This window comes from Gloeomargarita sp. (genome assembly GCF_053491055.1).
The window spans coordinates 1-23,032 of record NZ_JBRCEP010000091.1 but is presented as its reverse complement, the minus strand read 5'-3'; the positions used below and the strand labels follow the sequence as shown (position 1 = coordinate 23,032).

The window sequence follows — 23,032 nt, the reverse complement described above, 5'->3', positions numbered from 1 at the left end:
AGAACGTTGCTTTGGGAATACCGCCTATGCCCGCAGCCCCCCCGGAAGATAGCCAAAAAGACAAGCAAAAGGCCCTGAGCCTGGCCCTGCAACAGATCGAAAAAAGTTTTGGTAAAGGGGCGATCATGCGTTTGGGGGACGGCTCCCGCATCAAAGTCGAAACCGTGCCCAGCGGCGCTTTGACCTTGGATTTGGCCCTAGGCGGCGGACTGCCCAAGGGCCGGGTGGTGGAAATTTACGGCCCCGAAAGTTCCGGGAAAACCACCGTCGCTTTGCATGCCATCGCCGAGGTGCAAAAACGGGGGGGGATTGCGGCGTTTGTGGATGCCGAACACGCCCTTGACCCCGCCTATGCCGCCGCTTTGGGGGTGGATGTGCAAAACCTGTTGGTCTCCCAGCCAGATTACGGGGAAGCCGCCCTGGAAATTGTGGACTCCCTAGTGCGCTCGGCAGCAGTGGATATTATTGTGGTGGACTCGGTGGCGGCGCTCGTTCCCAAAGCGGAAATTGAAGGGGAAATGGGCGATGCCCACATGGGGTTGCAAGCCCGCTTGATGAGCCAAGCCCTGCGGAAAATCACCGGCAACATCGGCAAAACCGGCTGTATTGTGATCTTTCTCAACCAACTGCGGCAAAAAATCGGCGTCACCTACGGCAACCCGGAAACCACCACCGGCGGCAACGCCCTGAAATTCTACGCTTCGGTGCGCCTGGACGTGCGCCGCACCCAGACCCTCAAACGCGGCACGGAAGAATTCGGCATCCGGGTCAAGGCCAAAGTCGCCAAAAACAAGGTGGCGCCCCCCTTCCGCCTGGCGGAATTTGACATTATCTTTGGCAAAGGCATTTCCCAAGCAGGCTGCATCCTGGACATTGCCGAGCAGGTAGGCATCGTCAAGCGCAAGGGCGCCTGGTACAGCTACCAGGGAGAAAATCTGGCCCAAGGCCGGGAAAATGCCCTCCAGTACCTTGAGGAACACCCCAGCCTGCGGGATGCAATTGAGCAACAGGTGCGGCAGCAACTCGAAACCGGCGCCATCGTTGCCCCCACCAGCCCGCCGAGTGCCGAAGATTTTGACGAGGAGCTGACCCCTGCCGATGAGTGACCTATCCCCTGCCCCCTACCAAGAATGGCTCCAACAACTGCGGCGACGGGAAGGCACCTGGGTAGACTGGGGACACCTCTGCCAGCAATTGCACAAAGCCGGGTGGCAGTCCGAGCAAATTTTTGATGAAACCGGCCTAGAACCCAGCACCCAAAACCAACTCATCGTCGCCAGCCAGGTCTTTGACTCCCTGGGGGACCCCCAAGTGCAGAACTACTTTCGCACCGCTGGCAGCGATGTGCTGTACGAACTCCGGCTTTTGTCGCAACACCAGCGCCTCACCTGCGCCCAATTTGTCCGCGACAAAAACCTGGATGCCAGCGCCACCCGGGATGTGGTCAAGGCCATCAAAGAACTCAGCCAATACCGTGTCCCGCCCGAATTTAGCGACCATCCCGGTGATGCCGTTGCCTTTCAGTGCTGGCGACTCCTGCGCCAAAACCCCAACAGTCCCGAGCGAGTGCGTTTATTGTCCCGGGGGTTGCGTTTTGCCCACAGCGAAGCCGCACGCACCGCTTTGGAACACCTCCTCGACCCGGCCCAGGCGACTCCCCTGCCCACCCCCCCCCGTTTGCCCTGGTATCGGTTGGAATCCGCCCTAGAGCAACCCATCATTATCCCCCTGGTAGGCACCCTTCCCCTGCCCGAATCGCTCTGGCACCAGACCCCCTTGGCCCTGCCCCAACCACCTTTTGGGATTGTGAGCAACCTGGCGCAGGCGGTGGCCTTACCGGGGTGGCCGATTGTACGGGCAGCGCAAGCCCCCTTAGCCCTCCTTACGCGCCAATTGCCCGGCCAAGCGGACCTGAACGAACCCATCCTGCTGGTTGTGGACCGCCAGGACACCACCTGGCAAGCCGAACATTATTTTGTGGTCGCCGAACAGGGGCACATCACACTGCAATGGTGGCCGGAACCGCCGACGATTCCCCTGCTGGGGCGATTAATTCTCGCTTTGCGTCCCCCCCACCTATTCGACCCACAACACCTCACGGAACCTTGGCAAATTGAGGAGTAGAATCTGTTAAGGTTGCAACCAATACTGTGTACACATATCCGCCCCATATAAATAACCCAAAAATAATTAAGTGACTCAAAACCAGCCGCTTAGCTGTAGTAGAAGCGGCGGGGCATATCGTATAGCTAGGTAGGTTAAGGTTGTCGCCTGAAGATTCATGGCTACGCCATTGTGGGGCTACGCCCAGCGACCCATAGCATGTCAACCTTTGTATGCATAGCTATATTATTTTTGCCAACTTATTCCCCAGACTTCAATGACATTGAGCATGACTTTAGCACATCAAAAAAAATTACAGATGTACGGTAGCACCACCATTGATGAAGTCATTAAGTTGTACTAAGCAGTAAGCGATCAATATAGATAGGGATTGGCCGGGGGTGGGATAGGCGTGATTTTCTCTGCTTGGAGAATGAGCCGCCGCTGGCCTTGGATTTCCCCGGTGATCATCCGCCCTTGAATTTCTAACCAGGTGTCTGCCGGATAGGTCTTGGCTTCTCCCGCCGTCAACACCACCGGTAGCCCCACCGGGTAGGCGTCGGCAGCACAACAGGTGACCACAAACCGGGCGATAAAAAACCGATTGGCCGGACTCTGGGGCGGATGCACCACAAACCCTTGCACCTTGGCCTTTTGCCCTTGGTAGGCATCCGGTTCGGGGTAGGCATGCAACAAACGCACCCAATCCACCAACGAACGTTCCTCCGGGCGACTAGCGGGGCGAAATGGCTGGGGCAGCGTGCGGGTCATGTTCAGCAATTCGCCACTCTCCCAAGCCAGATGGCTGTTGAAGGGGCGAGGGGCAACCACCAACCCCACCACCGCCGTACTCAACAGGAGCAAGCGCCCCCAAGCCCGCGGTAACAGTTGCCCGCCTGCCACCGTCTGCGGCTGTCCCGGTTCTCGCCAGCGTACCCACCCCTGCCAAGCCGTTAACCCCACCAGCAACAAACCCGCCCCAACCGTCAAGGGGAAGTAGTTGGGATGGACCAACACCGCCAACTGCCCCGTGACCCAATACTTGAGGAGCAACAGGCCCCAGGCCCCAATCGCCAGCAAGTCCAGACCATTCATGGGATGTGATGGGGGACAAATGGGTGTGTGAGCGACATAAAATTTCCCAGATGTTTGCGAGAGAATTTCCTGATTTTCATAGATATAAATTCATGGCTAAAGTCAAAACAAAGGTGAATAACCCTGCCAATAAAAACAAATACAACACGGCTCTGGGGCGAAATACGGTAAGCAGCAAACTCACCCCCTTCAAATCCACCATCGGCCCAAACACCAAAAATGCCAGCAACGCCCCCGTTGTAAAACTCCCGGCAAACGACAGGGCAAAAAATGCATCCACCGTCGAGCAAATGGACACCACCACACCCAGCAACAGCATCGCCACCACCGACGTCACCGGCCCCTGCCCCAAGCCCAGGATCACCTCCCGCGGCGTCAACACCTGAATTGCCGCTGCCACCGCCGTTCCCAGGATCAACACCCCTGTTAGTTCCCGCAATTCCGACAGCACATTCACCCACACCATCTGCCACCGCCCCCGCCGCGACAGCAACCGGGACGTATGCCACCCCAAGGTTTCCAAAGGCAGGGTTTTTCCCCCCGCCAGCGCCAAAAAGTTCCCCGTCGGCACCCCCGCCAGCGCCGGTTCCCGCAACGGTTGACTCCGGGGCAGAGGCAGCATCTGCGCCACCGCCGGTTGCAAAAAAGGCCGCAAATCCTTTTGCACCGAAAACACCCACCCCACCATCACCGCCACCAGCAGGGTCAACCCCACTCGCCCCCACACCAGCAGCGGCTGGTCCCGAAACGCCACCCAAGTGGACCAAATCACGACCGGGTTAATCGTCGGCGCCCCCAACAAAAACCCCACCGCCACCGAAGCCGGTATCCCCTGGGTCAACAACCGCCGCGCCACCGGCACATTGCCGCACTCACACACCGGCAGCAGACAGCCCAACACCGCCCCTGCCACCGCCCCCCCCAAAGGATGACGCGGCAAACGTTTGAGCAATTGCTCCGGTTCTACCCACAGCCACAAAATACTGGAAAACAACACCCCCAACACCAAAAAGGGCATCGCCTCCACCAACAAACTGAAAAATAACGTCAATCCTTGTTGCAGGGCCGCCATCGGATGCACCTGGGAAACGACCAAATCAGCTTTTGGATTTTACCGCACCCGCTGGCGTCAGAAAACCCGCTATTGCCTCAATAAAACGCCTGACGCCGGTGATTGGCCACCGATTCAACCAGCCCCAGGGCAATAAAATTTGCCAACATGGCCGAACGCCCATAGCTCAAAAAAGGCAAGGGAATCCCTGTGATCGGAGCCAATCCCACCGTCATCCCGATATTAATCACTGCCTGAAAAATCAACATACTCAACACCCCAATCGCTATCAGGGAGCCAAACCCATCCCGGGCACTGCGGGCAATCAAAATTAACCGCAAAGAAATGAGCCAGAAGAGAAATAGCACAATCATCGAGCCAATAAAGCCCAATTCTTCCCCGATCACCGAAAAAATAAAATCCGTATTTTGTTCCGGGATAAAACTCAATTGGGTTTGACTGCCCTGAAATAACCCTTGCCCCCACAACCCCCCCGAACCAATGGCAATGCGGGACTGGATCAAGTGGTAGCCACCCCCCAACGGGTCCTGATTCGGGTCGAGAAATAAAATCAACCGCTCCCGTTGGTAATCCTTGAGCAACCCCCAAAACACCTGCCCCAACTGCCCGGAAATCAAATTCACCACCAGGGCGGCCAACCCCCCCACCCGCGGCCAGGGCAAGGAAACCCAACCCACCAGCGCCATCGCCCCCACCCAGACCCCCCACACCGGCACCGACAAAGACAGCAAAATGGCCGACACCAAAGGCGAGAGCAACAACACAATCCACGTCAGGGGAATATTTGCCCAGTAGAGCATCCCCAGGGTAATCGCCACAAAAATCAACGCCGTGCCCAAATTCGGCTGCACAAACACCAACACCCAAGGCAAAGCGATCACCAACACCGCCTGCCCAATCGTCCACAGTGCCGGCGCCCGGGCCTGCTCCAACACCGCTGCCAAAGTCACTATCACCGCCACCTTGGCAAACTCCGACGGCTGCAAATGGAACCCCCCAATGTTGATCCACCGTTCCGCCCCCAGCGCCGACGTCCCCACCAACATCACCGCCACCAACAGGGCATTGGCCAACCCATACACCGCCCAATGCCACCGCCGCAACCACCGGTAAGGACACCGCGCCAACACCAACGCCACCCCCAGACCCAGCAGGGCAATCAACGTTTGGTGCCACCAATCCCAGCGATTTTGCGCCAACCCTGCACTGCGAATGGCCGTCACCCCCATCACCGTCAGGGTCACGACCGCCCCCAACAAAGTCACGTCAATGTCGTGCCAGGGACGCCACCAGGCAGAACGATAACCCATAGGCAAAACGACGGTTTTATTCCCCGCCCATTTTAGCCTGAACCACCCGCACCCACCGTTCCCCTGCAGCCAAAGCGGTTCCCAACCGTACCCACCGCTGCCGGTTGGTGTAACCATACACCGGGGCTGCCCCCGCCACCAACCCCACCCAAGGCTCCGCCCCCAGCACCGTCGGCAATGCCTGCAACGTCCCCGCCGCCGTCACCACCTGTACGGCCCCGGCATCGGCTACTGCCCCCACCAGGCATTCCCCGTCTGCCAAAGCCAGCAGGGCTTTCCCATAGCTCCGGCGAGCAGGCTTCCACCACCCCAACCGCCCCTGGTTACTCGCCCAAAGGAGCCTTTGCCCTGGTTGCCACACCCCCGCCGCCAGCACCTCATCCCCCGCCGGAAAACCCCATGCCCCTTGCCAGAGGTCCTGCACATCCATCACCGTGCCATAGCCGCCCCGACTCACCAGCCACACCCCCGCCGTTTGCGCGGTCACCACCAGGGGCAAGACCCCCCCATCCCAAACCAACGCCGCCAACTCCCCTACCTGCCCGCTCCAGGTCTGCACGCCCCCCCGGCGGCCAAACAGCACCACCTGCGCTCCCGGCTGCCATTCCCCCTGCCAGAGAATCGCATCGCCCAACACACCCGCCTGCACATCCAGACACAATTGCTCTGCGGGCTGCTGCTTGCCGACCCGCCATTGCCCGGCCAAGGTCAATTCCAACCGCATCGGGGTCATTGCCGGCGCTAGAGTTTCGCAGCAAATCCGCGTGCGCCGGGCATCCCCATACTGCTTTTGTAATTGCCGCAATTGCTTTTTCAATTCCCGCAGGCGTGCTTGCCGGTCCTGTTGCAACTGCGCGAACCGGGCTTGGCGCTGGTGCAAATGGGCCAATTCCTCGGTCACCGCCTTTGCCTCCAAACGGGTCAACCGCCGCAAAGGCGTAGATAAAACCGTTTCCGCCTGGTCTGCCGTGAGATTAAGGCGGCGCATCAACTCGGTTTTTGTCTGGTCTATGGCCGTACATTCTCTGAGAATGGTAAAGACAACGTCCAAATGGGTGATGGCCTGGTGCAACGCCTGTAAATGCTGGATTTGCCGGGTTACCTCCTGCCATTGGTGGGCATAAACCCGTTGGAGCGTCTGTTCCCGAAAGGTCAAAAATTCCTGTAAAAGCCGCCGCAACGAGCAATGCTGGGGTCGCCCGTCAATCAGAGCCAAAAAACTGACATGGAATTGCGTTTGTAAGGGGGTCTGTTCATACAACTGCTGGATGACTTCGGTGACCGCATGCCCTGGTTTGAGCGTCACCACCACCCGTATCCCCTCCCGGTCGCTTTCGTCGCGCAAATCGGCAATCCCTTCTAGGCGCCCCTGGTGCAGCAACTCCGCCGTGCGGCTGAGCCATTCTGCCTTCACCACCGGGTAGGGGAATTCCGTAATCACAATGGCTTCTTTGGCCCGTTTGCCCGTTCCCAGGGTTTCCCGGTGCCAGCCCCCCCGCAAGGTCATCGCGCCCCGCCCCGTGCGGTACACCTGGGGAATGGTGTGGGGGTGCACCAGTTCGCCGCCGGTGGGAAAATCCGGCCCCGGCACGAGGCGATACAGCCGTTCATCGCTCAGGTGCGGGTAGTCAATCAGATGAATCAACGCCTCGATAATTTCCCCGGCGTGGTGGGGGGGAATTTGGGTGGCCATCCCCACGGCAATGCCGCTACAGCCATTGAGCAACAGCAGGGGCAACTGCGCCGGCAGTACCTGGGGTTCCGCTTCGGTGCCGTCAAAATTGGGCTGAAAATCCACCACCGCCGGGTGCAAATCCGCAAATAAAATCTGGGTGGCCAAGGGGGACAAGCGGGCTTCCGTGTAGCGCATGGCCGCTGGCGGGTCGTTATCCAGGGAACCGAAATTCCCCTGCCCCTCCACCAGGGGATACCGGCAGTGAAAATCCTGCGCCAACCGCACCAGCGCCCCATACACCGATTGGTCCCCGTGCGGATGGTATTTCCCCAGCACCTCGCCCACCACCCGGGCGCTTTTGCGGTGGGGCCGCTGCGCCGTCAACCCCATCTGCCACAGGGCGTAGAGAATCCGCCGCTGCACCGGTTTGAGACCATCGCGGGCATCCGGCAACGCCCGTCCCACCAGCACGCTCAGGGCATAGGCCAGGTAGGATTGGCGCAATTCCCCCTCCAGGGACACAGGCACAATCCGGTCACGGGCAGGACGGGGTTCCACCATCGGTCTGCAAGGTAATCCTGACTGCCTCCATCTTGACCTGTAGGCAAGCCAAAGGATAAAATTAAAATCTGCGTTGTTAAGATGCCAGCGACATTCGTGCAGAAATGGACACCAACTATGCCATTGTGGCCGTCGGCGGCAAACAGTTTTGGGTCGAACCGGGGCGGTTTTACGACGTGAATTCCCTGGGGTTAGAAGCGGGGGCGACGGTCACCTGGGAGCAGGTGTTGTTGGTACATTGCGGCGGGCAGGTGCGCATCGGGCGGCCTACGGTGCCAGAGGCCCGCATTGAAGGAAGGGTGTTGGCCGCGCGGCGGGGGCCCAAAATCATCGTTTACAAAATGCGCCCCAAGAAAAAAACCCGCAAAAAAACCGGGCATCGCCAGGAATTGACACGGGTGATGGTGGAAAAAATCATTGTCGGCGACCAGGAATTTACCGCGCCGGCGCGCGAGGAGGCAGTGGCGGCCTAGAGGTTTAGGGCTTAGCGTGGGCGTAGGAGAGGTGTAACGATGGCACACAAAAAAGGAAGTGGGAGTACCCGCAACGGTCGGGATTCCAATGCCCAGCGCCTGGGGGTCAAACGCTACGGCGGCCAGGTGGTACGGGCAGGCAACATCTTGGTGCGGCAGCGGGGTACGAAGTTCCATCCGGGGGTGAATGTGGGTTTAGGCAAAGACTACACCCTGTTTGCCCTGGTGGATGGGGTGGTACGCTTTGAACGCAAGGGGAAAACCCGCCAAAAAGTCAGCGTCTATCCCATCGGTGAGTCCGCCGCTTGAATCGGTTGCCGAAACCATCCGGGGCATCGCCACCACCTTGGCGCCCCGGTTGATTGAGATTCGTCGCCATATTCACGCCTTCCCGGAATTGAGCGGTCAGGAGTGGCAGACATCGGCCTATGTGGCCGGGGTTTTGTCTTCCTGTGGGTTAACGGTGCGGGAAGCGGTGGGCAAAACGGGGGTGGTGGCGGATTGGGGCACGGCAGATACTCCCTTTTTGGCCGTGCGGGCGGATTTGGATGCCCTGCCGATTCAGGAGGCCGCCGAGGTGGAATACCGTTCCCGCATTCCGGGGGTGATGCACGCCTGCGGCCACGATGTCCACACCACCATTGCCCTGGGGACGGCGATGGTCTTGGCAGCCCTACCGGAGTCGTTGCCGGGGCGGGTGCGGTTTTTATTCCAACCGGCGGAAGAAACGGCCCAGGGGGCCCGCTGGATGATCGAGGATGGGGCGTTGGAGCAGGTGGTGGCGGTGCTGGGGGTCCATGTTTGGCCTGCCTTGCCGGGGGGCACGATTGGCATTCGCTACGGGGCCTTGACCGCCGCCGCCGATGAACTAGACCTGACCATTTTGGGGGAATCGGGGCATGGGGCGCGTCCCCACGAGGCGATTGATGCGGTGTGGATTGCCGCCCAGGTGATTGCCAATTTGCAGCAGGCCATCAGCCGCACCCAGAATCCCTTGCGCCCGGTGGTGCTCACCATTGGCAAAATTCAGGGGGGACGGGCGCCGAATGTGATTGCCGACCAGGTGCGGCTGTGGGGAACCGTGCGGTCGCTCCACCCGGAAACCCGCGCCCAATTGCCCCAGTGGATTGAGGGGATTGTGCAGCATACCTGCGCGATGTACCGCGCCCGTTATGCCTTGCAGTACAAAACCGGTGTGCCGGGGGTGTACAACGACCCGCAGTTGACCCAGTTGGTGGAGCAGTCGGCCCGGGCGGTCTGGGGGGCAGAACGGGTGCAGATGCTTACCGAACCCTCCTTGGGCGCAGAGGACTTTTCCCTGTATCTAGAGCAGGTGCCGGGGACGATGTTCCGCCTGGGGACGGCGATGCCGGGGCAGCCCTACTACAGCCTGCACCATCCCAAATTCACGGTGGATGAAACGGCCATTCTCACCGGCGTCGTGACCATGGCAACAACGGTCTGGAATTTTTGGCAACAAAAAATGGCACAATCATCCTAGCGTTTGCCTTCACCCTATGACCTCGGAACGAAAAGCCGTCATTTTGGACTTTGAACGCCCACTGGTGGAAATGGAACAGCGGATTCGCCAGATTGAACAAATGGCGCAAGAAAGCGGGGTGGATGTGTCCGACCGGGTCAATCAATTGGTGAATAATTACCGCCAGTTGCGCCAGGAAATTTTTAGCCGTCTAACGCCGGAGCAACGGGTGAAAGTGGCGCGCCATCCGCGGCGTCCCACCACCTTGGACTACATCCAGGCCATGACCGATGAATGGCTGGAACTGCACGGCGACCGATGCGGCAGCGATGACCCGGCGTTGGTGGGGGGCTTGGCCCGCCTGGGGGGACAGCCGGTGATGATTTTGGGGCATCAAAAGGGGCGAGACACCAAGGAAAATGTGGCCCGTAATTTTGGCATGGCCTCCCCAGGGGGCTACCGCAAAGCCCTGCGGTTGATGCAACATGCCCACCGCTTCGGGTTGCCGATTATTACCCTGATTGATACGCCGGGGGCCTATCCGGGGGTGGAAGCCGAACGCCTAGGGCAAGGGGAAGCGATTGCGGTGAATTTGCAGGCCATGTTCACCCTGGCCGTGCCGATTATCTGCGTAGTGATTGGCGAGGGGGGTTCCGGGGGCGCCCTGGGCATCGGCGTCGGCGACCGGATTTTAATGTTTGAACACGCCATTTATTCGGTGATTTCCCCCGAAGGCTGTGCGGCGATTTTGTGGAAAGACAGCACTCAGGCGGGCAAAGCGGCGCAGGCTTTGAAACTGACGGCTCCCGATTTGTTGGAGTTGGGGGTGATTGACCAAATCTTGCCCGAACCTTTGGGGGCGGCCCATGCCGACCCGGTGCAGGCGACCGAAACCCTCAAGCAGGCTCTGCTTGACAATCTGGCGCGGCTGCGGGAATTGGACGGGGCGACCCTAATCCGCCAGCGTTACGAAAAGTTCCGGCGCATGGGGGTCTTTGCCGATGGCGGCTAAACGTGCGGTGATTACGGGGGCGTCGCGGGGGATTGGGCGAGCCACCGCTTTGGAATTGGCCAGGCATGGTTGGGATGTGGCGTTGCTTGCCCGCTCGGCACAGGAGTTGCACGCCCTGGCTGCAGAAATTCAAGCCTTGGGACAACGGGCGTATGTGTATCCCCAGGACATGAGCGAGGTGACGGCGTTGGTGCCCCTGATGCAGCGGATTACCCAGGAGTTGGGGGGCTGCGAGGTGCTGGTGAACAATGCCGGAGTTGCCCATTTGGCCAACCTGGCCGACACCCCCCTTGCCGAATGGCAGCGGATTTTGGCGGTGAACCTCACAGCAGCCTTCCAGTGCATCCAAGGGATTTTGCCCACCATGCGCGCTGCCCAAAAAGGCACGATTATCAACGTGGTATCCATTGCCGGTCAACAGGTATTTCCCCAGTGGGGAGCGTACTGCGTGAGTAAGTACGGTTTGCTGGCTTTGTCCCACACCCTAGCCCAGGAGGAACGTCCCTATGGGATTCGGGTGTGTGCCCTGTGTCCGGGGGCGGTGGACACGCCAATCTGGGATGGCTTGCCGGTGAACTTTGACCGGTCCGGGATGATGTCGGCGCAGACGGTGGCGCAGGCCATTCGGCAGGTGATCGAACTGCCTGCAGAGGCCAGCATTGAAACCCTGACCCTGATGCCCCAGGCGGGCGTGCTGTAATTTGGTGATCGTTGAATCCGCCTGTTTCAATCCCGTTCAATGTGTATTAGCACTAAGATAAAAACAAGCGGCGGCGGAGGTTAAGCCTTTTCATAGACAGAAAATCGTAAGAAACGAGCTGTAAACAGTTGCTTGCATCTGGTGCGCCCTGGTCTTATCTCCCAGAACCATACCGCACATGCTATAGCTAGAGGTTAAGGTTGTCGCCTGAAGATTCACGGCTACGCCATTGTGGGGTTACGCCCAGCGACCTATGTCATGTCAACCTTTGTATTTGTATGATTAGCTATTTGCATTCATGGATATGCAAGGGGTGCATTGACTACTCGGAGCGAGAATCTTTGGTTGTGAGTGATGCAACGCCGGTACGCACCTCTATCGCCTCACCAGTCAAAACATAGCTTTTCCCCTTTGCCAAACGCCACCGCCTTCGTCTATCGTAATCCCTGTGATCCCTTGCACCCTGTATTTGTTTGCCGATGGCACCTGCGAGTCTGGCGCTCCAAACGGAAAACCTGACCAAGACCTACCGCACCGGCTTTTGGTTGCGGCAAAAAATTACTTCCTTAAACCAAGTTTCTTTGAACGTTTATGGCGGGGAAACCTTTGGGTTACTTGGCCCCAATGGCGCCGGCAAAACGACGTTTATGAAATTAGTGTTGGGGATTATTCGGCCAACGGCGGGTGGGGGATTGGTGTTGGGGCGACCACTTGGCGACCGCTTGGTCAAAGCCCGCATTGGTTATCTACCGGAAAATCCCTATTTATATGAATCGCTCACAGGTTGGGAATGTTTGGAATTGATGGCTACCCTGCATCAAATCCCGCGTTCTGTGCAAAAGCAGCGCTTGCCCCAACTCCTAGAGTTAGTGGGATTGGCGCAACAGGCTGCCCGTAAAAAAACTTTGCGCCGCTACTCCAAAGGGATGCTCCAGCGGATTGGGCTGGCCCAGGCTTTGGTCAACGACCCGGATTTAGTCCTGCTCGATGAACCCATGTCGGGACTCGACCCCCTGGGACGCTATCAAGTGCGGGAAATTATTTTGCAGTTGAAAGCCCAAGGAAAAACTATTTTTTTTAACAGTCACATTCTCTCAGACGTGGAACACCTCTGCGACCGGGTGGCGATCCTGGCGCGGGGAGAATTGCTGGCGGTGGGCACGTTGGATGAGTTGTTGGGTCTGGGGCAAACCTATCAGGTGCAGGGACGGGGCGGCACGGCAGAGACCCTCGCCCAGTGGGTCGATCCCCTGGAATATCAGGGGGGATTTTGGCAGGGGCAATTGCGGGTCAGTTTGCCGGAATTTGTCCAGCATTTGGCCGAAAGCGGCGCCGAATTGCTCCATCTCAGCTTGGCACGCCAATCCCTGGAAGAATTTTTCGTGCAACAACTGCGGCAGCGCGGTTACACCCAAAGCGTTTAATTGGCCGGGCGGGGGGGAATCAACCGGCTGGTCACTTGTACTTTGGCCAATTCCCGCACCAACCGTTGTGCCTGATGCCGGTAAATCGGTTCCGGCAGGGTGCTGGGCAAGTTTTCCATCAGTTGGCGGCAGAGTTTCAAATCCAACCCCGTCACCTGGGCAATCACATTCCCGCCATAGAAGAGGGCCTCTTTGTTGAGCGCTTTTTGCACCTGCACCTGGTAGCGGGGCGGTAACCGTTCCCCCAGTTCCACCCGTTGCAAGGCCCGACTGGTCGCCAACACCACCAACTTATCCCCCGGATGCAAGCGCAAATCGTCCGAGGGCATGGTTTTGCTCGTCTGCTCGGCGGCGGAATAGTAATACACCGGTACCACCCCGTAGCCGTAGCTCACCTGCGCCAAAATTAAGCCGTTGAGCGTGTCCCCCGCCTCAACCACGTACTCCACCACCAGGATCGTGCGCCCGTCCAAGCGAAACACCCCCAAAATGTTTTCCCCAAAAGCAGCAGCGGCAAAGGCTTCCGCAGCAATTTCATTGGCACATAACACTTGGGCAAAAGGAAATAACCGGCGCACATGCTCGCTAAAGGTGGGGTCAAAGGTGCGAATCACCACATGGCTTTGGGGATTGACGCCCCGCGTCATCAGGGCAATTTCCAAATTTTCCAACTCATCATCCGTGACCGTGACAATACTTTTGGCCGTTTCCAAATTCACCTTGGGCAACAGCGCCGCCGTCGTCCCACTCAAAATCGGCACCTGGGGCAACACATCATTGCCAACTTCCAAAGAGGTAATCACCGCCAGAGGCTGGCGAAACTCTTGCAACAAATTGGCAATTTGACGCCCCACCCGGCCCAACCCCACCAGCACCACATGGCCCTGGGCAGGCACCGGCGGACGACGTTGCAGAAATTCAAACTGGGTCGCCAGCAACTTTTCCGTCAACAAAGCATAAATCACCCCGGTAAAGGCAATCCCCGTCAAGGTCAACCCCAAACTCAACAGCCGCAACCACCAGGGCACGGGCAATTCAAACCGCTCCAACCCGCCAAACACATCCCCATAGCCCCCCAAAAGCAAAATCATCGTCGTGTAAAAGGTGTCCGGGAAGCGCAATTCCGGGTAATACAGGTCGTACAACAAAGTGCCAAGCCCCAGCAGAAACACCATCAACCCCGCTACCACCACCGCCACCCGATGGGTTCCCCCTTTTTCCCACCAGGCGGCAAGCCGTTCCCGCCAGTGCCCCCAACGCAACCATCGATGCCATTCCCACCCCTGCCGCTTGGGCGTCACAGCCACAGGCGTCACCACCGGCTGGAAGGTGCTAGAAGACTGCAATTCCACCGTCACCAGCGTATCGCCCGGATAGGCGAGAATTTCCGGGTCCCAGCGAAAAAGATACAGTTCCTCGGCGCTAAAGGGGCGGGTGGTGGACTGGTAAGCCAACACCTTGCGACTGCGGCTGTAGAGTTCATGCAACCGGCGGGAATTGGCCCAGGGGTCCTGCGGCGAAACCACACGCCGATGCACCTGAAAAAGATGTTCTTCTACCCGAAAAAACCCAATAATTTCTTCCCCCAAGGCCGCCAAGGTAAACGGCACAGAAGAAAGTTGCGTCGGTTCATAGGCCACAAAATTGTGCAATTCTCGCCCCAACAATTCCGTCAAATTTTGCTTGGCCGAACGCACCACCAACCGCACCTGGGGGTTGAGCAACCGGGCGGCCAAAGCAATTTGGATATTCACCCGCTCATTTTCCGTCACCGCCAACACCGCCCGCGCCTGGGCCACCCCCGCCCGTTGCAACACCTCCGTCTTGCGGGCATCATCCTCAATCAATTCATCCAACAAACTATCCAACTGCCCTACTTCCCAATGCTTGGGGTGCTGCAGGTCAATTCCCCTTACCCGAATACCAAAATCCTTCAAATTAACCACACAATACTGCCCCAGACTCCCCAACCCACAGACAATACACAGGTCAGTAGCGGTGGGTGTTTCCGGGTTAAACACAATCCGGGAAACCGTCATCGCTCATCCAGGCAGAAGCCCTGTCCCCCTAGCTCCAGTGTAACCCTGTCAGCCCGCAGTGGGTAGTGCTATCCAAGTAATTGTTTATTATTACAGTTTTATGACAACTAGCGCCGTGCCTTCCCCAAGGAATAGATGCCATTCCCGACGCTAGGCGCTTTAAGTTCTCGGTTGTTCATTCGCGCCAAGCCCCCTCTTACACGTATTTGCGCAATGGTTCATCCACCATCATTTACCCCTGATGCTTCTCCCGAAAACAGCAAAGCCACCGACCTGACGGAGCATCCCTATCGCCATTGCTTGAGCATTACAAAGATAGTGCCACCCCCTCGTCGGGGAGCAACGTCTGCCCGCCAGCAGTCTGCCGACCCAACCTAGCGTTTCTCCGGCAGTTCCTCCGGGGGTGCCGTTTCCAGGGCGTTGGCTTCCCGCTTAAACTCCTCCTCAAATTCGCGCGCCGCCTGCTGAAAACTTTTGACCGTTTTCCCCAAACTGCGGCCAATTTCCGGGAGCTTGCGGGGGCCAAAAATCAACAGCGCCACTACCGCAATCACCCCCAATTCCGGTAGCCCCATGCCAAAAAGATTCATGGTTCCTGCCTCCTAACGGGGGTCAGCGGTCAACCCCCCTATCCCGTTACCCCCGCCAATCCACCGTGAAACTTTCTAAAAGGATGGAAGAATTGTAAATCTGGAGGATGATGAGCAAAAACAAGAAAAACAACAGCATAAACACCGCCATCAGCGGGGTCGTCCCCCAGCCTGGCGCCACCTTGCCGTATTCGGAATTCAGAGGGCGCAGCAAGTCCCCCAACCAAGTTCGCATCGCCATAGGTCACCCGTTGCCATTAACTTCCTGTAACATTATAAGTGTACCATCACCGCCGTAAGGTTCCCCGGATGGAATCTGCAACAGTTTTTATCATTTCCTTAACCGCCCTCGTTTTGGCGCTGACGGGCTATGCCATTTATATGGCGTTTGGGCCACCGTCGCGCCTTTTGGATGACCCGTTTGAGGACCACGAGGATTAGGTTGCGGGGATCGCCTACAATCACCCTAGGGGGGGGATGTGCGGCTATGGGACGGACAGGCATGGGCATCGTCACGGCGCAACGGCGGCAGGAGCGTCCGGTCGGGCAAATCCATGTGTACGACGGGTTGGGCAAGGGGAAATCCCAGGCGGCTTTGGGGGTGGTGTTGCGCTCGATTGGGCTGGGCATCAATACCGGCAAGCAGAACCGGGTGTTGTTGTTGCGGTTTCTCAAAGGGCCGGGGCGGGTGTATGACGAGGATGGGGCGATTGAAGCCCTCGAGCAGGCGTTTCCCCATTTAATTGACCAGGTACGCACCGGGCGGGCAGAGTTTTTTGGCCCAGACGAAATCACGGCCTACGACCGTTTGGAGGCGGAACGGGGTTGGCACATTGCCAAGGGTGCCATTTTGTCGGAACTCTACTCGGTCATTGTGCTGGATGAAATCAATCCGGTACTGGATTTGGGGCTGTTGCCGGTGCAGGAGGTGGTCAAGGTTTTGCAGGAAAAACCGGAATCTCTAGAGATTATTGCTACAGGAAGGGCGGCGCCCAAGGAATTGATTGAAATTGCGGATTTGCATTCGGAAATGCGTCCCCACCACCATCCCACGGCTCAAAAGTACGGGATTACGGGGATTGAAATCTATACAGGGGCGGGTAAAGGCAAATCCACCAGCGCCCTGGGCAAGGCGTTGCAGGCGATTGGGCGGGGGATTCGCTTGGACTTGTCCCATCGGGTGTTGATTTTGCAGTGGTTAAAAGGGGGTTCCGGCTACACAGAGGATGCGGCCATTCAAGCCTTGCAGCATAGTTATCCCAATTTGGTGGACCATCAGCGCTGTGGCCGGGATGCGATTGTCTGGTGGCATGACCGGCAGGAATTGGACTACGTGGAGGCGGAACGGGGTTGGGAAATTGCCCAGGCAGCCATCCTCTCCGGGCTGTACAAAACGATTATTTTGGATGAACTGAATCCCACGGTGGATTTGGAATTGTTGCCCCAGGACCCGATCATTCAGACCCTCTTGCGCAAACCCCAACATACGGAGGTGATTATTACCGGGCGGTGTCGGCAATTGCCCCGCTATTTTGACCTGGCCAGCATCCACTCCGAGATGGTCAACCACAAGCACTACGCGGAGCGGGGAGTGGATTTGAAACGGGGCGTTGATTATTAATTAAAAGTTAAAAATTAAAAAGCGACGGAGATCACAGCCACCAAGAGCAACCTTTGCCATAATAGGGGCGATGGCTTGGGTAGTGTTTTGGGAGTAGTGCAATGAAGTTCCTCAATCTTTGCGTCGCGGTGGCGGCGACGGGGCTGGTGGCGTTGCCGGCGGTGGCAGAAAATGCGTCCCAGGTGCGGCAGTTGTTGAATACCAAAGCCTGCGCCAACTGTGACCTGCGCGGGGCGGACCTGCGGGGGGCGAAGCTGAGCAATGCCAATTTGCGCGGGGCGGATTTGACGCGGGCGAATCTGCAAGGGGCGGACTTAATGGGCGCCGATTTAAGTAATACGGATTTGCGCCATGCGAATTTGCGGGGGGCAAACCTCAGCTATGCCAAGTTGGATGATGCCGACCTGCGGGGAGCCAATTTGGAAGGGGCCAACCTGCGGGGAACGGATTTAGAACGGCGCAACCCCGGCCAATTTGGTGGGAAGTCCACGCTGAGGAACCTGCCGGTGTCTCGTTAGGGGATTCATGTTTTGCATGCGGGGGGTTGTCGGTGGGACAACCTCCCTGTTTTGTCGGTGACGGCGTGGGCTTAATTAAGCAAAAAATTAAATTAATAACAAAATTTAATAACAAAATTAAGAAAGCTAAGAAATGACAGGCTTTACTATCTTGTTCCTGGTACGGCTAGAAGGTTCGGGGTCCCTTGCTACAGGTGCAAGCTCATTTGTTTGGGTGGCCAATCTGTGATTGCTAAGAGATGGTGATGACCGGATGATTGGGGGGAAGGCACTGGAACCAAGTGCTATACTACAACTGGTTTTGTGACCCAGCGACAATGCGCATTGCCACCTGGAATGTCAATTCCATTCGCAGCCGTTTAGCGCATATTCAAGAGTGGCTCAGCAAAAATCCGGTGGACATTTTATGTTTGCAGGAAACCAAAGTGGTGGATGAGCAATTTCCCCACGCCAGTTTTCCGGGCTATACCTGCACCATTGCCGGGCAAAAATCCTACAACGGCGTTGCCATTCTCAGCAAGATTCCACCTCAACTGACCGCGATTGGTTTTGCGCCTGTTTTGGGGGTGGAAGCGACGGGTGATTTAGATGAACAAAAACGGTTACTCCATATCCAAGTGCAGGGGTTACACATTGTGAATGTTTATGTTCCCAACGGTCAAAGTGTAGGCAGTGAAAAATATGAATATAAACTCCGTTGGTTACGGGCGCTATATCGGTATTTAGGTCACTTTTCCCAGGCGTCATTGCCCGTGTGTGTGTGTGGGGACTGGAACATTGCCCCGACCGATTTAGATATTTATGACCCCCAGGGCAAAAGTGAACACATTATGGCTTCTCCCCCAGAACGTCAGGCATTTGCTGATGTTTTAAGCCTGAGTTTTTGTGACAGTTTCCGGCTCTTTTCCCAGACGGGAGGGCAGTTTACCTGGTGGGATTACCGGGCAGGTGCATTTCGGCGCAACCAGGGTTGGCGGATTGACCATATTCTCGTGAGTTCCAACTTGCAGTCCGCGGCCAAACATTGCTGGATTGACCGGGAACCGCGCACTTGGCCGCAACCGAGCGACCATGCCCCTGTCGTTCTCGAACTTAGATAGAGAAATCTACTCTGCCGGTAAAGCAATCGCCGGTATGGCTTAGCGCTTGCAACAGGGGGGCGTTCAGCGCTCTGCATGTTGCATAAACTGTTCCAGGCGTTGGCGGTATTCGCTTGCCCAGTGATTGACCCATTCCCGTTCCAAACCGTTGACCACCATGTGGATCAGGGGTTCGGTTGCATCCGGCAAAAACAATACCCAATGGTCCGGGTCGTAGCCTTCGGGAAACAGGCGCACCCCATCGGTCAAATCTAGGGTCTGCGGGGGATGGGTTTCGACCAAATGCCGCATCCACGCGCCCTTGAGCCGCCAGGGACAATGGATGACCTGATTTTTCCAGGCGACACGCGGTAAATGGGTGCGAATTTGTGCCAGGGAACGTTCCTGCACCGTTAACAGTTCCAAAATTTTGGCCGTTGTAAACATGGCATCAAAACCGGGGTGCAGTTGGGGAAAAATAAAGCCCAATTCCCCACTGCCGGCGCACAAAATCTGGGGTTGTTCCTGTGCAATCCGCATGAGGGCCGTGGCATTGGCTTTGGTACGGAGCACCCGCCCTTCGTGGTAACGGGCGACTTGATCGACCAAACTGCTGGCGGTTACGGGTACGGCCACCGTGCCCCGGGGTTGCCCTGCCAAGATGAGTTCCATCACCACCGCCGTCAGCAGCGAACCTTTGATTGCCGTCCCGGTTTCATCCACCAGGACCAACCGTTCCCCGTTGGCATCCACCTGCACCCCCAGATGCGCCCGCACTGCCTCGACAACCCGCCCCAGTTGTCGCAACAAATGTTCTTTTTCTTCCGGGCTGAGGGGGGTTTGCCGCAAACTGGCATTCAACACCAGCGGTTCACAGCCGTATTCCACCAACAACTCCGGCAACACGGCCCCCGACACCCCGTAGGCGTAGTCCACCACCACCTTGGCATGGGACTGGCGGATGGCCTCGACCTGCAACTGCTGCTGAAACGCCTCCCGATAAATTTCCGTCACCCGCCCCGGCACGGTCATATCGCCGATATCGGCCAAGGCCGCCCGCCGAAATTCCTCCCGCACCAGGGTCGCTTCGATTTTTTTCTCCAAGGTGGACGGAATGTTAATCCCTTGGGCGTCCAAAAATTCAATCAACACATGGCCTGCCCGATCCGGGTCAAGCCGCACATGTACGCCGCCATCGACCCCCAACACCCGCGCCACCAGCCGACTGATGGGAATGGCCCGCGCCTCCAAATTGTGAACCTGCACCCCCACCGACATCAGCCCGGCAATGACCGACCGGGAAATCATGCGGGAGACTTTGCGCTGGTCCCTGGAAACCTGCACCTGCGCCCCCGGCGGTAAACAGGACCCAAAAGCCGCCCCCAGCCGCATCGCCAATTCTGGGGTAATGTCCACATTCGCCAGCCCCGCCACCCCCCGCGCCCCAAACAAGTGCCGCCGCGCCCCCGTTCCCCAAATCAGATTGGTGGTCACCGTCGCCCCCGGTTCAATATATTTCCCCGGCCAAATGCGACAGCCCCCCTGCACCTGCGCCTCCTCCTCCACCGTGCACAAATGCCCCAGCACCGCCCCCTCGAAAATTTGCACCCGCCGACCGAGGCGACTGCCCCGCCCCACCACACAGCCGCGCAGATGGCTTTCCTCCCCCACCATCACCCCGTTGAACACCACCGGGCGTTTCAAATCCGCCTGCGCCCCCACCGTCACATAATCCCCAATCACCGTGCCCGCCCCCAAACGCACCCCCGGCCCAATCCGGCAGTGATGGCCGATCAACACCGGCGGTTCCCAGACCACCGACGGGTCCAGCCGTACCTGTTCCCCCAGCCACACCCCCGCTTGCACCTGCCGATAGGGGGAAGCCAACCGCACCCGCCCCGTCAACGCATCCCACTGCACCTGGCGATACCGTTCCAAATTGCCCACATCACACCAGTACCCCGTCGCCAAAAAGCCATACACCGGCTCCCCCGCCGCCAACAACCGGGGCAACAAATCCCGGGCAAAATCCGCCGGTTCCGCCGCCGGGAGATAGGCCAAAACCTCCGGCTCCACCACATAAGCCCCCATATTCACCCGATCCGAAAACACCTCCCCCGGCGTGGGCTTTTCCAACAGCCGCAGAATCCGCCCCGCCTCATCGGTGATCACCACCCCAAACTCCGCCGGGTCCGGCACCTGGGTCAAAATCACCGTCACCTTCGCCCCCCGTTCCCGGTGAAACCGTATCGCCGCCTGCAAATTCACATCCGTAATCACATCGCCACTGACCACCACAAACGTCTCCGGCAACCAGGCCGCCACATGACGCACACAGCCGGCCGTCCCCAAAGGCCGCAACTCTTCCACCGCATAGGACAATTGCACCCCAAACTCCCGCCCATCCTGGAAATAGGCCTGCACCGCATCCGGCAAATAGTGCAGCGTCATGATCACTTCCGTCACCCCATGCCCCCGCAACCAGGCCAGGGTATGCTCGGCAATCGGACGATTCAACACCGGCATCAACGGCTTGGGCACATCGCAGGTCAAAGGCCGCAACCGCGTTCCTGCACCTCCTGCCAACACCACCGCCCGCATCGTCGTCCCGCATCCACCTCCAGCATTCTCCCTACCCATTATGACCGCCCCACCGGCGGGCCATGCGTTACACTGCGAAATGTAAAGTTATCTAAAGGGCTATTTATGGTGACGCCGGTTCTTGCTCCCCACCAGCGGCAGAAACTCGATGCCAGCGACGACGAAATTTTTTACCGTTTTCCCCGCTTTGTCACCCATGTGGACGACGGTTTTATTGCAAAACTCACCCAACTGTATCGGGAGCGCCTCACGCCGGGAGGAACCATTCTCGATCTCATGAGCAGTTGGGTCTCCCATCTCCCCCCCGAAATGAGCTTTGCCGAGGTAGTCGGGCATGGCTTGAATGCAGAAGAACTGGCGCACAATCCCCAACTTACCCGTTATTTCACCCAAAATCTCAACCAAGACCAAAAACTCCCCTTAGCCGATAACACCTTTGACGCCGTATTAAATACCGTTTCCGTCCAATATCTTCAGTATCCCGAAGCCGTCTTTCAGGAAATTCATCGCATTCTCAAACCCGGCGGCATTTTGATTGTCAGCTTTTCCAACCGTATGTTTTACCAAAAAGCCATTCAAGCCTGGCGCGACAACACCGAAGCCGGTCGCCTCCAACTGGTCAAACGCTATGTGCAAGCGGTTCCTGGATTTAGCCCCCCCGAAGTCATCGCCCACAAAAATCTATCCGTCAACCCTGTGTTGGCCTTGGCAGGTGTTGCGGTCGGTGACCCGTTTTATGCCGTGATCACCTATAAGCAAAAAGAAGGTTCTGGGAGATAAAACTCTCGTTGCACCTGCTCTTTTTAGGGAAGTGAAATGGCTTGGGGGGCATGCCCCAGACAGAAGTGTGACGTCTGTTTGTCAAGTTTTGTAAGGCAATGAAACAGAAAACGTTAAGCATTGGGCCGGGGTTGATAAAAATTATTGCTGTGGTTGGGGAAGACCGGACAAGGGGGGCATGGCTTTGTTAGGTTGAAAGGGCGAGGTTAGGGGGTTAGAGTCAGCCGTGAAACGATTGGCGGATGCTTGGATTGCGCGGTGGTGTCAAGAGCAGGGTTGGACCGACTGGGTGGTTGCAGGCGGCACGTACTGGGCCTTTCCGCCGCAGGCGGTCATGCCGGTTCCCATTCCGCCGGAGGTGCTGCGGCAACTCAAGGCCACCTATGGGTTATCGCCCCAGGAGCGGTGGGGCCTTGCTGTGCTGGGAGTGACGGCGGTGGTGGCATTTTTGGGCAGTTGGTACAGCCATTGTCCGCTGCCATTGGTGGGAGCCTTTAGCCTGGGCGCACTGCTGACGGCAGCGATGGACGGCGATGGATGATGGTTGCCGGTGTGCGCTCGTTCTTGTAGGTCTGGCGAAAGAGAAAAAGGTGGCTAACCGCCGTCGGAAAAGGCGCTGAAGATTGCGCACGATTGCCCTGCGGCCGGTGGCATTTGAACTGTACCCCATAACTACAGCAACAAGGCCCAAACAGAGTTACGTTGATTTTTAACCTCACGGTTCTCAGAGGCGTTGAATCTTAAGATTTTGAGATTGCTATTTATAGTCATTTCGGTTTAGAATGCGACACTAACTTGTGCAATAATTACGAATGATTTCATCAATGGTGGTGCCAGGAGGAGCATACATCCACAATCTTTTTAATGCGCTAAAGTCATGCTCAATAGCATTGAGGTCT

At 57.6% G+C, this 23,032-nt stretch carries 22 protein-coding genes and 2 pseudogenes; 15 read left to right on the top strand and 9 right to left on the bottom strand.

Annotated features, from left to right (window positions below):
- The first annotated feature begins 26 nt into the window (after positions 1-26).
- The 3 genes and pseudogenes from recA to ACWISF_RS10130 form a co-directional block, all read left to right on the top strand.
- Entirely contained in the window at positions 27-1,106 is a 1,080-nt protein-coding gene (gene recA, locus ACWISF_RS10140) for a recombinase RecA (protein WP_448381470.1), read from the top strand.
- Positions 1,099-2,124 (top strand): RuBisCO accumulation factor 1, encoded by a 1,026-nt coding sequence (gene raf1 / locus ACWISF_RS10135; RefSeq protein WP_448381469.1) that lies wholly within the window; start codon positions 1,099-1,101, stop codon positions 2,122-2,124. The genes recA and raf1 overlap by 8 nt, the downstream gene beginning before the upstream one ends.
- A gap of 222 nt (positions 2,125-2,346) precedes the next feature.
- A pseudogene (locus ACWISF_RS10130) lies at positions 2,347-2,467 on the top strand (IS630 family transposase); the annotation flags it as partial.
- Positions 2,468-2,478: 11 nt separating this feature from the next.
- On the opposite strand, the gene ACWISF_RS10125 reads toward ACWISF_RS10130, so the two are convergent.
- The 4 genes from ACWISF_RS10125 to ACWISF_RS10110 all read right to left on the bottom strand — a co-directional run bounded on the left by ACWISF_RS10125 (position 2,479) and on the right by ACWISF_RS10110 (position 7,816).
- Positions 2,479-3,198: a TIGR03943 family putative permease subunit gene (locus ACWISF_RS10125; RefSeq protein ID WP_448381468.1), complete on the bottom strand. Its 720-nt coding sequence runs from the start codon at positions 3,196-3,198 to the stop codon at positions 2,479-2,481.
- A gap of 76 nt (positions 3,199-3,274) precedes the next feature.
- Entirely contained in the window at positions 3,275-4,270 is a 996-nt protein-coding gene (locus tag ACWISF_RS10120; protein ID WP_448381467.1) for a permease, read from the bottom strand.
- Between the two features lie 77 nt (positions 4,271-4,347).
- Complete coding sequence (gene rodA / locus ACWISF_RS10115) at positions 4,348-5,580, bottom strand: rod shape-determining protein RodA (RefSeq protein WP_448381466.1); 1,233 nt, start codon at positions 5,578-5,580, stop codon at positions 4,348-4,350.
- Positions 5,581-5,596: 16 nt separating this feature from the next.
- Positions 5,597-7,816, bottom strand: coding sequence for a DNA gyrase subunit A (locus ACWISF_RS10110; protein ID WP_448381465.1), 2,220 nt, complete (start codon positions 7,814-7,816; stop codon positions 5,597-5,599).
- 104 nt (positions 7,817-7,920) lie between these two features.
- Here ACWISF_RS10110 and rplU point away from each other — a divergent pair, with 104 nt between their 5' ends.
- The 6 genes from rplU (at position 7,921) to ACWISF_RS10080 (ending at position 12,905) form a co-directional block, all read left to right on the top strand.
- Positions 7,921-8,289, top strand: a complete 369-nt coding sequence (rplU, locus tag ACWISF_RS10105; protein WP_448381464.1) for a 50S ribosomal protein L21 — start codon at positions 7,921-7,923, stop codon at positions 8,287-8,289.
- 39 nt (positions 8,290-8,328) lie between these two features.
- Positions 8,329-8,598: a 50S ribosomal protein L27 gene (gene rpmA, locus ACWISF_RS10100; RefSeq protein ID WP_448381463.1), complete on the top strand. Its 270-nt coding sequence runs from the start codon at positions 8,329-8,331 to the stop codon at positions 8,596-8,598.
- Positions 8,582-9,790, top strand: coding sequence for a M20 family metallopeptidase (locus ACWISF_RS10095; RefSeq protein ID WP_448381462.1), 1,209 nt, complete (start codon positions 8,582-8,584; stop codon positions 9,788-9,790). Before rpmA ends, ACWISF_RS10095 begins: the two co-directional genes overlap by 17 nt.
- A 16-nt stretch (positions 9,791-9,806) precedes the next feature.
- Positions 9,807-10,781, top strand: a complete 975-nt coding sequence (locus ACWISF_RS10090; RefSeq protein ID WP_448381461.1) for an acetyl-CoA carboxylase carboxyltransferase subunit alpha — start codon at positions 9,807-9,809, stop codon at positions 10,779-10,781.
- Positions 10,771-11,481, top strand: a complete 711-nt coding sequence (locus tag ACWISF_RS10085; protein WP_448381460.1) for an SDR family oxidoreductase — start codon at positions 10,771-10,773, stop codon at positions 11,479-11,481. Before ACWISF_RS10090 ends, ACWISF_RS10085 begins: the two co-directional genes overlap by 11 nt.
- A gap of 479 nt (positions 11,482-11,960) precedes the next feature.
- Positions 11,961-12,905 (top strand): ABC transporter ATP-binding protein, encoded by a 945-nt coding sequence (locus ACWISF_RS10080; protein WP_448381459.1) that lies wholly within the window; start codon positions 11,961-11,963, stop codon positions 12,903-12,905.
- Here ACWISF_RS10080 and ACWISF_RS10075 read toward each other — a convergent pair.
- The 3 genes from ACWISF_RS10075 to psbH form a co-directional block, all read right to left on the bottom strand.
- Complete coding sequence (locus ACWISF_RS10075; RefSeq protein WP_448381458.1) at positions 12,902-14,944, bottom strand: potassium channel family protein; 2,043 nt, start codon at positions 14,942-14,944, stop codon at positions 12,902-12,904. The genes ACWISF_RS10080 and ACWISF_RS10075 overlap by 4 nt on opposite strands.
- Positions 14,945-15,318: 374 nt before the next feature.
- Positions 15,319-15,534 (bottom strand): TatA/E family twin arginine-targeting protein translocase, encoded by a 216-nt coding sequence (locus tag ACWISF_RS10070; RefSeq protein ID WP_448381457.1) that lies wholly within the window; start codon positions 15,532-15,534, stop codon positions 15,319-15,321.
- Positions 15,535-15,580: 46 nt separating this feature from the next.
- Entirely contained in the window at positions 15,581-15,775 is a 195-nt protein-coding gene (psbH, locus tag ACWISF_RS10065; RefSeq protein WP_448381456.1) for a photosystem II reaction center phosphoprotein PsbH, read from the bottom strand.
- 68 nt (positions 15,776-15,843) lie between these two features.
- On the opposite strand from psbH, the gene psbN reads away from it, so the two are divergent.
- The 4 genes from psbN (at position 15,844) to xth (ending at position 18,773) form a co-directional block, all read left to right on the top strand.
- Positions 15,844-15,975, top strand: a complete 132-nt coding sequence (psbN, locus tag ACWISF_RS10060) for a photosystem II reaction center protein PsbN (RefSeq protein ID WP_448381455.1) — start codon at positions 15,844-15,846, stop codon at positions 15,973-15,975.
- Between the two features lie 46 nt (positions 15,976-16,021).
- Positions 16,022-17,155, top strand: a complete 1,134-nt coding sequence (locus ACWISF_RS10055; RefSeq protein ID WP_448381454.1) for a cob(I)yrinic acid a,c-diamide adenosyltransferase — start codon at positions 16,022-16,024, stop codon at positions 17,153-17,155.
- 101 nt (positions 17,156-17,256) lie between these two features.
- Positions 17,257-17,673: a pentapeptide repeat-containing protein gene (locus tag ACWISF_RS10050; RefSeq protein WP_448381453.1), complete on the top strand. Its 417-nt coding sequence runs from the start codon at positions 17,257-17,259 to the stop codon at positions 17,671-17,673.
- Positions 17,674-17,990: 317 nt separating this feature from the next.
- Positions 17,991-18,773 (top strand): exodeoxyribonuclease III, encoded by a 783-nt coding sequence (gene xth, locus ACWISF_RS10045; protein ID WP_448381452.1) that lies wholly within the window; start codon positions 17,991-17,993, stop codon positions 18,771-18,773.
- Between the two features lie 63 nt (positions 18,774-18,836).
- On the opposite strand, the gene ACWISF_RS10040 is transcribed toward xth, so the two are convergent.
- Positions 18,837-21,353 (bottom strand): sugar phosphate nucleotidyltransferase, encoded by a 2,517-nt coding sequence (locus ACWISF_RS10040; RefSeq protein ID WP_448381451.1) that lies wholly within the window; start codon positions 21,351-21,353, stop codon positions 18,837-18,839.
- 105 nt (positions 21,354-21,458) lie between these two features.
- On the opposite strand from ACWISF_RS10040, the gene ACWISF_RS10035 reads away from it, so the two are divergent.
- Entirely contained in the window at positions 21,459-22,133 is a 675-nt protein-coding gene (locus ACWISF_RS10035) for a methyltransferase domain-containing protein (protein WP_448381450.1), read from the top strand.
- A gap of 226 nt (positions 22,134-22,359) precedes the next feature.
- Positions 22,360-22,674, top strand: a complete 315-nt coding sequence (locus ACWISF_RS10030; protein WP_448381449.1) for a slr1957 family protein — start codon at positions 22,360-22,362, stop codon at positions 22,672-22,674.
- A 249-nt stretch (positions 22,675-22,923) separates the two neighbouring features.
- On the opposite strand, the pseudogene ACWISF_RS10025 reads toward ACWISF_RS10030, so the two are convergent.
- A pseudogene (locus ACWISF_RS10025) lies at positions 22,924-23,032 on the bottom strand (IS630 family transposase); the annotation flags it as partial.